A 14,492-nucleotide genomic window follows, 5' to 3' on the forward strand; every position below is an offset into this window, starting at 1 on the left:
TTCCACGTAAGTAAGGACTGTGAAGCAACATTGTTGTTCTCAGCTGTTGACACGCTCACTTCTCTGGCCCGCTGATCGGCCAGGCACTGTTAAATAAGGAATTGCTAAATGTCGCTGTCGGTTAATAATCCATCGTTCATGAAAGTTAATGCATCTGTGCTGGATCGCAACAGTATTTCATCCGCTAAGTTGGCTGAAACAACAGACGTGCAGGTTTCCGGAGTGCGTGTTGCCAACACGCCGCTGAGCACTGACAACGTCCGGTTCTCGCCCAACGAACTGATGATTCCGGGTACTGCGCTCATGCGGTTATTTGACATGCTCGAACAGGTTTTCAAGGCTATACGTGAAATGGTCTCCGGAAAGGATTTGACGCCCGCGCTGCTGTCCGGCCCAGGCGTTGTGCCAGCCGCAAAGCCTGAGGCGCGCACGTTGCCGGTGAATTCCGATGTCGCCAAGCAGCCGAATACGCCGGAGGTGGGCAACTTGCCGGCCGAACCGCAGGCGCCGAAGCCGCAAGCAAAGCGGCAACTGATGGATGCTGCGGTGGTAGTGCCCACTGCACTCAAGGCGCCAGTGGCGCTGCCACATCAGTCCGCGTCCGAGCCGGCGATTACCGTGACGAATGACGGCAAGACCAACGTACACGTCAATGTGAATGCCGGTCATTGCCATTGCACGGATGCGCAGGCGGTTGTGAACAACGTGCCACAACTAAAGCGTGTGCTGGATCTGTCGCCATTGCCTGAAACCGCCCCGCAGCCGGGGATCAAGCCAGGTGTGACACCGGACGTGAAGGCTGACATCACGCCAGAACCTGCCCCTGAGGTGCCCGGCACGGTCACGCCTGAGGTCGAGTCGGGTATCAAGCCTGGCGTGCCGCCAGCGCCAAAGACCGAGATCAAGCCAGACCAAACACCGGCGGTGCCAGGCAGCGTCACGCCGGTGGTCACGCCAGAGCCAACGCCGTCGGTGGTGCCGGACATCACTCCAAAGCCCTTGCCTGATACGCCGGTTCCGGACTTAACCAGCCCAGGCCCGGTTGAAGATCATTTTGATCCAAGAAACTGGCGGTTAAATACCAGGCCAATGTTCAAGGCCTGATCGTCCCAAACCCGGTTTAACTTCTTGAGGCGTGCAGGCACCTCTTTGGCTGTAAGTTGCAAAGAGGCGCCTGCCCATGGGGGGCATATGTCTAACTGTTTAATTAATAATATTGCGCGTGTCATCGATGTCAGGCAGGCGATCAATAGTGATTTAAGAAGTGCCAATCATCCAGTGGATATTCACTTGAACCTGATTGAACAAAAAACTGCGGCGACTATTTGTCGTCCCTCTGTCAGTCATTCAGAGCGCCGGGTGCGCGGCGATAATGAACGCGATGCTGTTCAATCGTTTGCTGCGCTGTTGAGTTCTTTATTGACTCAGATACTGAGGGTGTTGTCGGCCGACAAAGATAAGTCCGTCCCCGTTATACCCACGCCACCGGTCAATCCGTCGGTGGTGCATGAGCCGATCACCCCCAGGCCCAATTCCGAAGCCGCGATCCCGTGCCTTTCAAACAAGCGTGGCGGTGCGAAGCCGGACAACATCTGGAGTGGATTTCGCCAAGGCCCCGATGGCAACTGCGTGACGGTGTCGGCGATCAAGGCGGCGATGCACCGATTTGGCCAGAGCCCCACGGATATCTACCAGCACGTCACCCGCCTCAGCGGCGGTTATCGAGTAGTGATGCGCGATGATTTTCAGCTCACCCTGACTGACCGTGAATTGGCCGAAGGTGCGCGAGGCGCGAAGTTTAGAGGGCAGGACAAGGGCATGCTCAAGGATGCGCAATTTCTGTTTGCGGTCAGTGCCAAGCGCGCACAGATGGAAAACAACGATTACACGGCGGGCAGAAGTTATCAGGCTGCGATTCGCAGCCTGAACAACGGTGAGGATGAGCATGGGCCGGGGGAGGGGTTCATGCGCCTGGGGCTGCGCAAGCACATGAAAACGGTCTCTGTGCGAGAGCTCGCCCGTGGGCAATTGGGCATGTGCAATCGCACCGGGCATTCGGTGGCGGTGATCAACGGCCGCGAAGAGTTGTGGGGACGCAGGGGCGCCACGCCTGCCCGCGGTCAGGCGATAGCACTTTTCTAGGGCGCGACCACAGGCGATGCGGGCGGCTCACCCCATCGCAACGCCGCCCCGATTGTGTTTTGCAGGTTATTGCTTCGGTAAGTCTCAGGAATCAGTGAATGAATATCACAGCAAGTAATGGCCCAGGCTCGCCGGCCAACGGGTACGACGACGCGGCTTCGGTGTTTTCGTCGAAACGTGCGGGGGAAAAACCTGCGCAGATCATCCGTGCATTCAATGCGGCGCACGGCCAGTTTGGCGAGCACTTTGACACCAGCACCCACGCAGCCGTCATCAAACTGATGATGACAACCTTCGGGCAACACCCGGCTGGCATGTTCAATGCGCTGACTGCCACGGGCGATGGGTACCACATCACCATGAAGGACGAGTTCAAGGTTCAGTTGTCTCGCCAGGAGTTGGCGCAGGCGACGCAGGCCTCAAGGTTCAGCGGCGACGATAGCGGGGCAGTCAAGGATGCCAATTTTGTGTTCGCGGCGTTCGTAAAGCGCAAGCAACTGACCGGCAATTACCCGACGTTTGAAGCTGCGCTGGCAAAAACACTGGAGGGCGAGACCGTCCAGCGGTGTTTGCAGGGCATGGGCCTGTTCGGCCTGTGCCAGTACGTGCCGTCAAGTGCCATGCAGGCAAAGGGCGCGGTGGGGGTCATGGGGACGCACAACTTTGGCTCGGCGCTGGTGATGGAGGGCGTAAGCCATCATTACCACGAGCGGCGCACGGTCAAGCAGGGTTACGGGTACGTGTTGTTCGACGACAAACCGGCGGCCCCCGACAACGCCAGGCAGGTGTCCGACGTCGTGTCCGGCATGACGCCCGAACAGATCTGGGGTGGTTTTTATCAGGGCGTGGAAGGCAATTGCGTCACGGTGTCGGCGATCAAGGCGGCGATCATCCGGTTCTGGCAGGACCCTCAGGGGATCTATAAGCGCATCCAAGTCACCGCCGACGGTTTTGAGGTGGTCATGAGGGACTCCTTCACGCTGACGGTGACCCATGATGAACTGCGCCAGGCCATCGTCGCGTCAAACTTCCACGGCAGTCATACGCAGCTGATCAATTACGCCAACTTCTTGTACGCGGTCAGCGCCAAGCGCGCGCACATGGAGAATAACGACATGCGCGCCGGACAGAGCTATGCAGCCGCCCTGCACACCCTCAACGACGGCGAGTACCCGGGGGAGGCGCTGCGGCGGCTTGGGTTGTACGCCTATATGCGTGAAAGCACGGTTGAAGAACTGGCCCGGGGCGCGGTCGGTACGCTGGCGGACACGGGCCACTCGGTCGCGGTCATCAATGGCGCGCTGGACTTCTATGGGCAAAAGCAGGACCTGGCGTCATCGCGATGGATGAACACCGGGTTTCGCGCATTGAAGCTCGTGTAAGGGTCAGCCCAGTAGCTTCCTGAACGCCTCGATGGGCAGAGGCCGGCTGTGTAAATACCCCTGGAACAAATGGCAGCCCAGCTTTTGCAGGAATGCCAGTTGTTCCGGGGTTTCCACGCCCTCGGCGATCACATCCAGGTTCAAGCTGCGCGCCATGGCGACGATGGCGCGGATGATTTCGGCATCGTTGGGGTCGTGGGTGGCGTCGCGCACGAAGGACTGATCGATCTTCAACGCATTCACCGGCAGGCGCTTGAGGTAGGTCAGCGACGAATAGCCGGTGCCGAAGTCGTCCATGGCAAAGCTCACGCCGAGTTTTTTCAGGCGGCGCATCTTGGCCACTGTGTCATCCAGGTTCTGGATCACGATGCCTTCGGTAATTTCCAGTTTCAGCAGGCTATACGGCAGGTGATGCTGCTTGAGGCTGCGCTCCACCCGCTCCACGAAGTCGTTCTGGCGGAACTGGCGCGGGCTTATATTCACGCACAGGCTGAAATTCAACGGGTCCACCAAGCCATCGGCGATCAATTGGGCAAATGCGCCGCAGGCTTCATCAAGAATCCAGGTGCCGACTTCCAGGATCAGGCCGCTGTCTTCCAGCACTTTGATAAATTCGGTGGGTGACTGCGCCCCCAGTTGCGGGTGCTGCCAGCGCACCAGCGCTTCGGCACCGATGATGCGATTGCCGCGCGCATCGACTTGAGGCTGGTAATGCACGCTGAACTCACCGCGTGACAGCGCCAGACGCAGGTCGGTCTCCATGCGCAGGCGTTCACTGGCGGTTTTCTGCATGCTGTTATGAAACATCTGCGTGGTGTTGCGTCCTGAATCCTTGGCCCGATACAGCGCAATGTCGGCACGCTTGAGCAGGTCTGCGGGTGTCGAGCCATGGTCGGGGATCAGCGCCACGCCAATGCTCGGCGTGACCTGCAGGCGATGGCCATCGAGGAACATCGGTTCCGAGAGCAATTCGCGCAGGGTGTCCGCCAGTTCCTGTACCTGGGCGCTGACTTCCACGCGTGTACCTTCCAGGCCGCTGAGCAGCACCACGAACTCATCGCCGCCCAGGCGCGCCACCGTATCTTCCATGCGCACGCTGGCTTCTAGGCGTGCGGTGACGATTTTCAGCACGGTGTCGCCCACCGGATGGCCGAGGGAATCGTTGATGTGCTTGAAATGGTCGAGGTCGAGAAACAGCAGGGCGCCCCGCAGGTTATGGCGTTTGAGCAGGGCGATCTGCTGGCTCAGGCGGTCCATCAGCAGCGCACGATTGGGCAGGTTGGTCAGCGGGTCGTGATAGGCCAGGTGACGGATCTGCGCCTGGGCGTTTTTCAGCAGGCTCACGTCCCGCGCCGTCAGCAGCAGGCACGGCGTCTCATTGAGGGTGATCGGTTCGACCGATACCTCCACGGCCAACAATTCGCCACGTTTGTTGTGCCACAGCATTTCCAGGTGATGAATTCGGCCCTTGATCTGCAGTTCGGCCAGCAGCGCCGCGCGCTGATTCTCATCGGCCCAGATGCCGATCTGATACAGCGTCAGCCCGATGGCCTCCTCGGCGCGGTAACCGGTGAGGCGGCAGAAGCCGTCATTGACCTCCACATAACGGCCGGTGTCACGTTCGGTAATGGAGATGGCATCGGGGCTTGAATGGAAGGCCTTGGCGAATTTTTCTTCGCTGGCCTTAAGGGCGGCCTCGGAGCGTTGTTGCTGGGTGATATCGCGCAGGGTCGTGACAATGCAGGGTTGGTCGCCGACCTTGATCAGGCGGCTGGAAATCACGCAGGTCAGGCTTTGGCCGTTTTTGTGATGCACCACAATGGCGACATTGTTTAACGACTGCTCGCGAATGACCCGTTCGATACGTTGCAGGCGCTTGCTCGAGTCATCCCACAGCCCGATCTGGTCGGCGCTTTTGTCGATCACCTCGGCGGCGGTCCAGCCAAAGGTCTGAGTGAACGCGGGGTTGATTTCGATAAAGGCGCCGCTGTCCAGGTAGGTCACGCAGATTGGGTCAGGGCTGGCCTGGAACAGGCTGGCGAACTTTTCTTCGGAGGCGGTGATGCGCTGCTCGCGTTCCACCTGGTCGGTGATATCCAGCAAGGTGCCGGCCATGCGCAACGGTTTGCCCGATTCGTCGCGATACAGCCGCGCGCGGCTTTCCAGGTAACGAGCGCTGCCGTCCTCCATCTGTACGCGGTAGGTCAGCTGGTAATTGCCGTCCGGGCCTTCACGCAGGCTGCGATAGGCGTTGCGCATGCCCTCGCGTTCTTCATCGGACATGCCTTCAAAAAACGCATCGAAAGGTTCGTGAAACGGCAACGCCTCCAGGCCGTGCAGTTGCGCCGCGCGGGCCGAGCCATACAGCATGCCGCTGGGGATATGCCAGTCCCAGGTGCCCAGCTGTGCCGAATCCAGGGCAAGGTCGAGGCGCTCCTGGCTGTCCTTGAGCGCCTGCTCGGCGTTTTTGCGCTCGGTGGTGTCGACAAACGTGCTGATCAGGTAGGCCTCGCCCTCCAGCTCGACTTTTTGTGCGCTCAAGGTGCCGTCGTGGATCTGGCCGTTGCTGGCGCAGAACTGCACTTCCATGCTGATGGGTTCGCCCTTGCGTTGGGTTGCCCTGACCAGCAGGGCGCGCTGTTGCGGGTCACGCCACAGGCCCAGGTCCAGCGTGGTGCGGCCGATGGCCTGGGCCACGGGCCAGCCGAAAAGCATCTCGAAATACTGGTTGGCTTCGCTGATCAGGCCGTCGGCCTGGCGGGTCAGCAGGACCATATTCGGGCACAGATGAAACAGTGTGGCGAAGCGTTTTTCCGAGTGGATAAGGGCGTGTTCGCGCTCGCGCTGGCGAGTGGTTTCGCGAATCACGCCGATCATGCGGCGCCGGCCGGTCCTGTCCGGTGCCAGGCTGCCGTTGATTTCGAGCCAGTGATGGCTGCCATCGGGCCACTGGATGTGGTGGTGCATGGCCTGTTCAAACGGCTCGCCCGCCAGCACGGCGTGAAAGGCCCGCACCACGCGCGCGCGATCCGAAGGCGCGAGCAGATCCAGGTAATCCAGGTCTTTGGGTAACGGCTGGCGCGGATCGTAGCCGAACAGCGCCTGGGTGCCGCGTGACCAGCTGATCCTGCCGGTGTCGATTTCCCAGCACCATGCGCCCAGGCGGGCAGCGTTGAGGGCTGCCAGCAACTGCGGAGCGCTGTCCCAGCTTTGTTCCGCCTCTTGAGGGTCCAGGGCGTAAATGCGGGGCAGGGGTGGCACGGAATCGACGGGGTTGCGCATTATCAAAGGGCCTTGGCTCAATGGGCGTTCGGCGCGGTTTATTCAGACCTTGAGGCCGCACAGCTTCATGCCGGTGTCCCTGGCAGATCGACCTGTGCATCCAATAGGCTCATGAAAGCCCGCGCAGCGTTCGACAGCGTCCTTTCGGTGTGCACGATATAGCCTAGCTGGCGACTGAGCTGTATGCCCGGCAAAGCGATACTTGCCACCTGTTCATCGAGCATGGTGCGCGGCAACACGCTCCAGGCCAGGCCGATGGACACCATCATCTTGATGGTTTCCAGGTAGTTGGTGCTCATGGCGATGTTCGGCGTCAGGCCCTGGGCTTCAAACAAGCGGCTGACAATATGGTGGGTAAAGGTGTTGCCACCGGGGAATACCGCCGGGTGTTTGGCGATATCGGCCAGGTTGACCGTGCCATTGGCGGTCAGGCTGTGCTCGGGCGCGACCACGAAATCCAGCGGGTCGTCCCACACCGGCGTGGCGCGTACCAGGTTGTGCGGGTCGGGCGCCAGGGTGATAACGGCCACTTCAGCGCGACCATGGAGGATTTCCTCGTAGGCCACTTCCGAATCGAGGAACTGAATATCCAGCGCCACGTTCGGGTACTCGCGGGTAAAGGTGCGCAAAATCGGTGGCAGGCGGTGCAGGCCGATGTGGTGGCTGGTGGCCAATGTCAGGCGGCCGCTGACTTCGCCGGTCAGGTTGGTGAGCGCGCGGCGGGTGTCGTCCAGCACATTGAGAATCTGGTAAGCACGCGGCAGCAGAGCGCGCCCGGCCTCGGTCAGGCCGACTTCACGGCCCAGGCGGTCGAATAAACGTACCTTTAATTGTTGTTCCAGCCCGGCAATGCGCTTGCTGATGGCCGGTTGGGTCAGGTGCAGGCGTTCGCCGGCGCCGGAGAAGCTGCCGGTCTCGGCGATGGCAATAAAGGCATTAAGGTTGGCCAGGTCCATTGTGGTATTCCAGTTGGTAATCCAAAGCATAAAAAATATGAATTTGAGTTATTTAATGTAGCGCCATACCATCAGCCTCACAAGCCAAAGGGTTATTGAATGTCTCAAAAGCCCGGGGCATAGAAAGACCGATGATGAGGACCGACTGATGGCCGGCAAAACGCTTTACGACAAGCTTTGGGATTCCCATGAAGTGAAACGGCGCGACGATGGCTCGTCGCTGATCTATATCGACCGTCACATCATCCATGAAGTGACCTCGCCCCAAGCGTTTGAAGGCCTGCGGCTGGCCGGGCGCAAGCCCTGGCGCGTCGACTCGATCATCGCCACCCCGGACCACAACGTACCGACCACCCCGGAGCGCAAAGGCGGCATCGAGGCCATTGCCGACCAGGTGTCGCGTTTGCAGGTGCAAACCCTCGACGACTATTGCGATGAATATGGCATCACCGAATTCAAGATGAATGACGTGCGTCAGGGCATCGTGCACGTGATCGGCCCGGAGCAGGGCGCCACCTTGCCGGGCATGACCGTGGTCTGCGGTGACTCTCACACCTCCACCCACGGCGCATTCGGCGCCCTGGCCCATGGCATCGGCACTTCCGAGGTGGAGCATGTGTTCGCCACCCAGTGCCTGGTCGCCAAAAAGATGAAGAACATGTTGGTCAAAGTCGAAGGCACATTGCCATTTGGCGTGACCGCCAAGGACATCGTGCTTGCCGTGATTGGCAAGATCGGCACGGCCGGCGGTAACGGCCATGCCATCGAGTTCGCCGGCAGCGCCATCCGCGACCTGTCCATCGAAGGCCGCATGACCATCTGCAACATGTCCATCGAAGCCGGTGCCCGTGTCGGCATGGTCGCGGCGGATGAAAAAACCGTTGAATACGTCAAAGGCCGTCCTTTCGCTCCGCAAGGCGCCGATTGGGAGGCTGCCGTAGAGGCCTGGAAAGACCTGGTGTCCGACGCCGACGCTGTCTTCGACACCGTGGTTGAGCTCGACGCCGCGCAGATCAAGCCGCAAGTCAGCTGGGGCACCTCGCCGGAAATGGTCCTGGCCGTCGACCAGAACGTGCCGGACCCGGCCAAGGAAACCGACCTGGTCAAGCGTGGCTCCATCGAGCGTGCCTTGAAGTACATGGGCTTGAAGGCCAACCAGGCGATCACCGACATCCAGTTGGATCGCGTGTTTATCGGTTCCTGCACCAACTCGCGGATCGAAGACCTGCGCGCCGCGGCGGTGATCGCCAAGGGCCGCAAAGTGGCCTCGACCATCAAGCAAGCCATCGTGGTGCCAGGTTCGGGCCTGGTCAAAGCGCAAGCCGAAGCCGAGGGCCTGGACAAGATCTTCCTTGAGGCCGGTTTTGAATGGCGCGAGCCGGGCTGCTCCATGTGCCTGGCGATGAACCCGGACCGTTTGGAGTCGGGCGAGCATTGCGCGTCCACCTCCAACCGTAACTTCGAAGGGCGTCAGGGCGCCGGTGGGCGTACCCACCTGGTCAGCCCGGCCATGGCCGCCGCCGCTGCCGTCAACGGTCGTTTCATCGACGTTCGCGAATTGATCTGAGGAAAACCCGATGAGAGCTTTTACCCAACACACCGGTCTTGTCGCGCCGTTGGACCGTGCCAACGTCGACACTGACCAGATCATCCCCAAGCAGTTCTTGAAGTCGATCAAGCGCACCGGCTTTGGTCCGAACCTGTTCGATGAGTGGCGCTACCTGGACGTGGGCTACGCCTACCAGGACAACTCCAAGCGCCCGTTGAACAAGGACTTCGTGCTCAACGCCGAGCGTTACCAAGGCGCCAGCGTATTGCTGGCCCGCGAGAACTTCGGCTGCGGCTCCAGCCGTGAACACGCGCCGTGGGCCCTGGAAGAATATGGCTTTCGCAGCATCATCGCGCCGAGCTACGCCGACATCTTCTTCAACAACAGCTTCAAGAACGGCTTGCTGCCGATCATCTTGAGCGACGCCGAAGTGGACGAGCTGTTCAAGCAGGTCGAAGCCAATGTCGGCTACCAACTGACCGTTGACCTGGCTGCGCAGACCGTGACCCGCCCGGACGGCAAGGTGTATCACTTTGAAGTCGATGCGTTCCGTAAGCACTGCCTGATCAATGGCCTGGACGATATCGGCCTGACCTTGCAGGACGGCGATGCGATTGCCGCGTTTGAAACCAGGCACCGGGCGAGCCAGCCCTGGTTGTTTCGCGACGCTTGATTTGAGGTAGGCCGTGCGGGCCCCATCGCGGGCAAGCCCGCTCCCACATGTTGACCTGTGAACACGGTCGAGTGTGGGAGCTGGCTTGCCTGCGATAGCGCCCGTACCAACACCACAAAACCCAAGGAAAACCACCATGACCAGCACCGCCCACACCCAAGTCGTGCAAAAACAATTCGGCGAACAGGCCTCGGCCTACCTGAGCAGCGCAGTTCACGCTCAAGGCACCGAATTCGCGCTACTCCAGGCCGAATTGGCCGGGCAGGGCGCTGCGCGACTGCTGGACCTGGGTTGCGGTGCCGGGCATGTGAGCTTCCACGTTGCGCCGCTGGTTGAAGAAGTGGTGGCCTACGACCTGTCCCAGCAGATGCTCGACGTGGTGGCAGCCGCCGCAAAAGAGCGTGGCCTGAACAACATCCGCACCGTGCACGGCGCCGCTGAGCGCCTGCCATTCGCCGATGGCGAGTTCGACTTCGTGTTCAGCCGCTATTCGGCCCACCATTGGAGCGACCTCGGCCTGGCCCTGCGTGAAGTGCGTCGGGTGCTCAAGCCTGGCGGTATCGCGGCATTTGTCGATGTCTTGTCACCGGGCAGCCCGCTGTTGGACACTTACCTGCAAACCGTCGAAGTGCTGCGCGATACCAGCCACGTGCGCGATTACTCCGCCGCCGAATGGATGCGCCAGCTCAGCGAGGCCGGCCTGCACGTACGCACCAGCAGCCGTCAGCGCCTGCGCCTGGAATACACCTCGTGGGTGGAGCGCATGCGCACCCCAGAGGTATTGCGCGCCGCGATCCTTGAGTTGCAGCAGGCGATGGGCCAGGAAGTACGCGATTACTACGAGATTCAAGCCGACGGCACCTTCAGCACCGACGTGCTGGTGGTCTTTGCCGAACGCTGATTAATTTTCCCGACCTGCCCACGGGCGGGTCGCTTGATGAAATGAGGAACGCATGAGCAAGCAGATTCTGATTCTTCCTGGCGACGGTATTGGTCCGGAAATCATGGCCGAAGCGGTCAAAGTCCTGGAATTGGCCAACAGCAAGTACAGCCTGGGCTTTGAGTTGAGCCACGACGTGATCGGCGGCGCCGCCATCGACAAGCACGGCGTGCCCCTGGCCGACGAAACCCTGGACCGCGCCCGTGCAGCCGACGCCGTACTGCTCGGCGCCGTGGGCGGCCCGAAGTGGGACAAGATCGAGCGTGACATCCGCCCGGAGCGCGGCCTGCTGAAAATTCGCGCGCAACTGGGCTTGTTCGGCAACCTGCGTCCGGCGATTCTCTACCCGCAACTGGCCGACGCGTCGAGCCTCAAGCCGGAAGTGGTGGCGGGCCTGGACATCCTGATCGTGCGTGAGCTGACCGGCGGTATTTACTTCGGCTCGCCACGCGGCGTGCGCACCCTTGAAAATGGCGAGCGTCAGGCCTACGACACGCTGCCGTACAGCGAGAGCGAGATCCGCCGTATCGCCCGTGTCGGTTTCGACATGGCCCGCGTGCGTGGCAAGAAGGTCTGCTCGGTCGACAAGGCCAACGTACTGGCCTCCAGCCAACTGTGGCGCGAAATCGTCGAAGAAGTGGCCAAGGACTACCCGGACGTCGAACTGAGCCACATGTACGTCGACAACGCCGCCATGCAGTTGGTGCGTGCACCCAAGCAGTTCGACGTGATCGTCACCGACAACCTGTTCGGCGACATCCTGTCCGACCAGGCGTCGATGCTGACCGGTTCCATCGGCATGCTGCCGTCGGCGTCGCTGGACACCCACAACAAGGGCATGTACGAGCCGTGCCACGGTTCGGCGCCGGACATCGCAGGCCAAGGCATTGCCAACCCGTTGGCGACCATCTTGTCGGTGTCGATGATGCTGCGTTACAGCTTCAACCTGAGTGAAGCGGCGGATGCAATCGAGAAGGCTGTGAGCCTGGTACTGGACCAGGGTTTGCGCACCGGCGACATCTGGTCGCAGGGTTGCACCAAGGTTGGGACGCAAGAAATGGGCGACGCAGTAGTCGCCGCGCTGCGGAATCTGTAATCTCTCGGGCCCGCTTGCAGTTGTTGCTGCAAGGCGGCCCACTTTTTAACAAGGTGTAGTTGCGATGAAACGTGTAGGTCTGATCGGTTGGCGCGGTATGGTCGGTTCCGTGCTCATGCAGCGGATGCTGGAAGAGCAGGATTTCGATCTTATTGAGCCGGTGTTTTTCACCACGTCGAACGTGGGTGGCCAAGGGCCGTCCGTGGGCAAGGATATTGCTCCGCTCAAAGACGCCTACAGCATTGAAGAGCTCAAAACCCTCGACGTGATTTTGACCTGCCAGGGTGGCGACTACACCAGCGAAGTCTTCCCCAAGCTGCGCGAAGCCGGCTGGCAGGGGTACTGGATCGACGCCGCCTCGAGCCTGCGCATGCAGGACGACGCCGTGATCATCCTCGACCCGGTGAACCGCAAGGTTATTGACCAGCAGCTGGACGCTGGCACCAAGAACTATGTGGGCGGCAACTGCACCGTCAGCCTGATGCTGATGGGCCTGGGTGGCCTGTTCGAGGCTGGCCTGGTCGAGTGGATGAGCGCCATGACCTATCAGGCGGCTTCCGGCGCCGGCGCGCAGAACATGCGCGAGCTGATCAAGCAAATGGGTGCCACCCACGCGGCCGTTGCCGATCAACTGGCTGACCCTGCCAGCGCGATCCTGGACATCGACCGCCGTGTGGCCGAAGCCATGCGCAGCGATGCCTACCCGACCGAAAACTTCGGCGTGCCTTTGGCCGGTAGCCTGATCCCGTGGATCGACAAGGAATTGCCGAACGGCCAGAGCCGCGAAGAGTGGAAGGCCCAGGCTGAGACCAACAAGATCCTCGGTCGCTTCAAGAACCCGATCCCGGTGGACGGCATCTGCGTGCGCATCGGCGCCATGCGCTGCCACAGCCAGGCGCTGACCATCAAGCTGAACAAAGATGTGCCGATCGCCGATATCGAAGGGCTGATCAGCCAGCACAACCCATGGGTCAAGCTGGTGCCGAACAACCGCGACATCAGCATGCGGGAGCTGAGCCCGACCAAGGTCACCGGTACCCTGAATGTGCCGGTTGGCCGTCTGCGCAAGCTGAACATGGGCACTCAGTACCTGGGCGCGTTCACCGTCGGCGACCAACTGCTGTGGGGCGCGGCTGAACCGCTGCGTCGCATGCTGCGGATTTTGCTGGAGCGTTGATCGCTGCTGGTGAGTAGGAAACCCGCGTTCTGGTGACAGGCGCGGGTTTTTTATTGCCCTTCAGGGCCTCTTTGCGGGCAAGTCCACTCTCACACTCGATCGCATTTCAACGTTGGGAGGCGTTTGAATGTGGGCGCTGGCTTGCCGGCGATGAGGCCATCAGCCACACCATCCACCCCAGGTCAATTGCCTCACTCCCCACCACCCGGTAAAGTGCCGCTCCCCCCGCAATGCCCGAGGCAGCCACCATGACCCAGACCTTTGAAATCGCCGTGATCGGTGCAACCGGCACCGTGGGTGAAACCCTGGTGCAGATTCTCGAAGAGCTGGATTTTCCGGTAGGCACCCTGTATCTGCTGGCGGGCAGCAACTCGGCCGGCGCCTCGGTGCCGTTTCGCGGCAAGAACGTGCGGGTCAAGGAAGTTGATGAGTTCGACTTCAAAAAAGCCCAGTTGGCGTTCTTCGCGGCAGGCCCGGCGGTGACCCTGAGTTTCGCGCCACGCGCCACGGCGGCCGGTTGCTCGGTGATCGACCTCTCCGGCGCCTTGCCGGCCGATCAGGCACCTCAGGTCGTGCCGGAAGCCAACGCGCATATTCTCAAGGGTCTGAAAAAGCCCTTCCAGCTCGGCAGCCCGAGTCCGTCGGCCACCAACCTGGCGGTGGTTCTGGCGCCGTTGCGCGGCCTGCTGGAGATCCAGCGCGTCAGCGTCACTGCCAACCTGGCCGTTTCGGCCCAGGGCCGCGAGGCCGTCAGCGAGCTGGCCCGGCAGACCGCCGAGTTGCTGAACGTGCGCCCGCTGGAGCCGAAGTTCTTTGATCGGCAGATGGCCTTCAACCTGCTGGCGCAAGTCGGCACGCCTGACGCCCAGGGTCATACAGCCCTGGAGAAACGCCTCGTACACGAGTTGCGTGCGGTGCTGGAAACACCTCTGCTAAAGATTTCCGCAACCTGCGTTCAAGCCCCGGTGTTTTTTGGCGATAGCCTGACAGTGTCATTGCAGTTGGGCGCGCCGGTCGACCTGGCCGCTGTCAACCGTGCACTGGAGGCAGCGCCGGGGATCGAGCTGGTGGAAGAGGGCGACTACCCCACGGCCGTTGGGGATGCGGTCGGCCAGGATGTGGTCTACGTTGGCCGAGTGCGTGCGGGCGTGGACGACCCGGCGGAACTAAATCTGTGGCTGACGTCAGATAACGTACGCAAAGGCGCGGCATTGAACGCCGTGCAACTGGCGCAGTTGTTGATAAAAGGCCTTGTGTAAAAGATACTTGGCGGCAATTTGTAGATTGATTCTAGC

11 protein-coding genes are annotated in these 14,492 nt (G+C 60.9%); 9 read left to right on the forward strand and 2 right to left on the reverse strand.

Annotated elements, in window-relative coordinates; translation table 11 throughout:
* The first annotated feature begins 108 nt into the window (after positions 1–108).
* From AC19YS_RS18610 to AC19YS_RS18620, 3 genes are all read left to right on the forward strand, one after another.
* Complete coding sequence (locus tag AC19YS_RS18610; RefSeq protein WP_500602366.1) at positions 109–1,104, forward strand: hypothetical protein; 996 nt, start codon at positions 109–111, stop codon at positions 1,102–1,104.
* Between the two features lie 315 nt (positions 1,105–1,419).
* On the forward strand, positions 1,420–2,142 hold the full coding sequence (locus AC19YS_RS18615) for a hypothetical protein (protein WP_500602390.1): 723 nt from the start codon (positions 1,420–1,422) through the stop codon (positions 2,140–2,142).
* Between the two features lie 98 nt (positions 2,143–2,240).
* The gene (locus AC19YS_RS18620) at positions 2,241–3,524 is read left to right on the forward strand and encodes a hypothetical protein (RefSeq protein WP_500602367.1); all 1,284 of its coding nucleotides are present in this window, start codon (positions 2,241–2,243) and stop codon (positions 3,522–3,524) included.
* Positions 3,525–3,527: 3 nt separating this feature from the next.
* Here the strand turns inward: AC19YS_RS18620 and AC19YS_RS18625 are convergent, their stop codons facing one another.
* Together AC19YS_RS18625 and AC19YS_RS18630 are read right to left on the reverse strand one after the other, a co-directional pair.
* Positions 3,528–6,806 (reverse strand): EAL domain-containing protein, encoded by a 3,279-nt coding sequence (locus AC19YS_RS18625; RefSeq protein WP_500602368.1) that lies wholly within the window; start codon positions 6,804–6,806, stop codon positions 3,528–3,530.
* A 65-nt stretch (positions 6,807–6,871) separates the two neighbouring features.
* A complete protein-coding gene (locus AC19YS_RS18630) occupies positions 6,872–7,762 on the reverse strand; it encodes a LysR family transcriptional regulator (protein ID WP_106576678.1) in 891 nt (296 codons plus the stop codon).
* Between the two features lie 148 nt (positions 7,763–7,910).
* Here AC19YS_RS18630 and leuC point away from each other — a divergent pair, with 148 nt between their 5' ends.
* The 6 genes from leuC (at position 7,911) to AC19YS_RS18660 (ending at position 14,456) form a co-directional block, all read left to right on the forward strand.
* Positions 7,911–9,329 carry a 3-isopropylmalate dehydratase large subunit gene (leuC, locus tag AC19YS_RS18635; protein ID WP_106576679.1) on the forward strand — a complete coding sequence of 473 codons (1,419 nt, stop codon included), beginning with the start codon at positions 7,911–7,913 and terminating at the stop codon, positions 9,327–9,329.
* 10 nt (positions 9,330–9,339) lie between these two features.
* Positions 9,340–9,984: a 3-isopropylmalate dehydratase small subunit gene (gene leuD / locus AC19YS_RS18640; protein WP_179677043.1), complete on the forward strand. Its 645-nt coding sequence runs from the start codon at positions 9,340–9,342 to the stop codon at positions 9,982–9,984.
* A gap of 136 nt (positions 9,985–10,120) precedes the next feature.
* Positions 10,121–10,885: a class I SAM-dependent methyltransferase gene (locus tag AC19YS_RS18645; protein WP_200625569.1), complete on the forward strand. Its 765-nt coding sequence runs from the start codon at positions 10,121–10,123 to the stop codon at positions 10,883–10,885.
* 52 nt (positions 10,886–10,937) lie between these two features.
* On the forward strand, positions 10,938–12,020 hold the full coding sequence (gene leuB / locus AC19YS_RS18650; RefSeq protein WP_124418041.1) for a 3-isopropylmalate dehydrogenase: 1,083 nt from the start codon (positions 10,938–10,940) through the stop codon (positions 12,018–12,020).
* 64 nt (positions 12,021–12,084) lie between these two features.
* On the forward strand, positions 12,085–13,197 hold the full coding sequence (gene asd, locus AC19YS_RS18655) for an aspartate-semialdehyde dehydrogenase (RefSeq protein ID WP_500602369.1): 1,113 nt from the start codon (positions 12,085–12,087) through the stop codon (positions 13,195–13,197).
* 248 nt (positions 13,198–13,445) lie between these two features.
* Positions 13,446–14,456: an aspartate-semialdehyde dehydrogenase gene (locus AC19YS_RS18660; RefSeq protein ID WP_106576683.1), complete on the forward strand. Its 1,011-nt coding sequence runs from the start codon at positions 13,446–13,448 to the stop codon at positions 14,454–14,456.
* Positions 14,457–14,492: the final 36 nt, after the last annotated feature.

It is taken from the genome of Pseudomonas sp. MF08831, assembly GCF_059862645.1.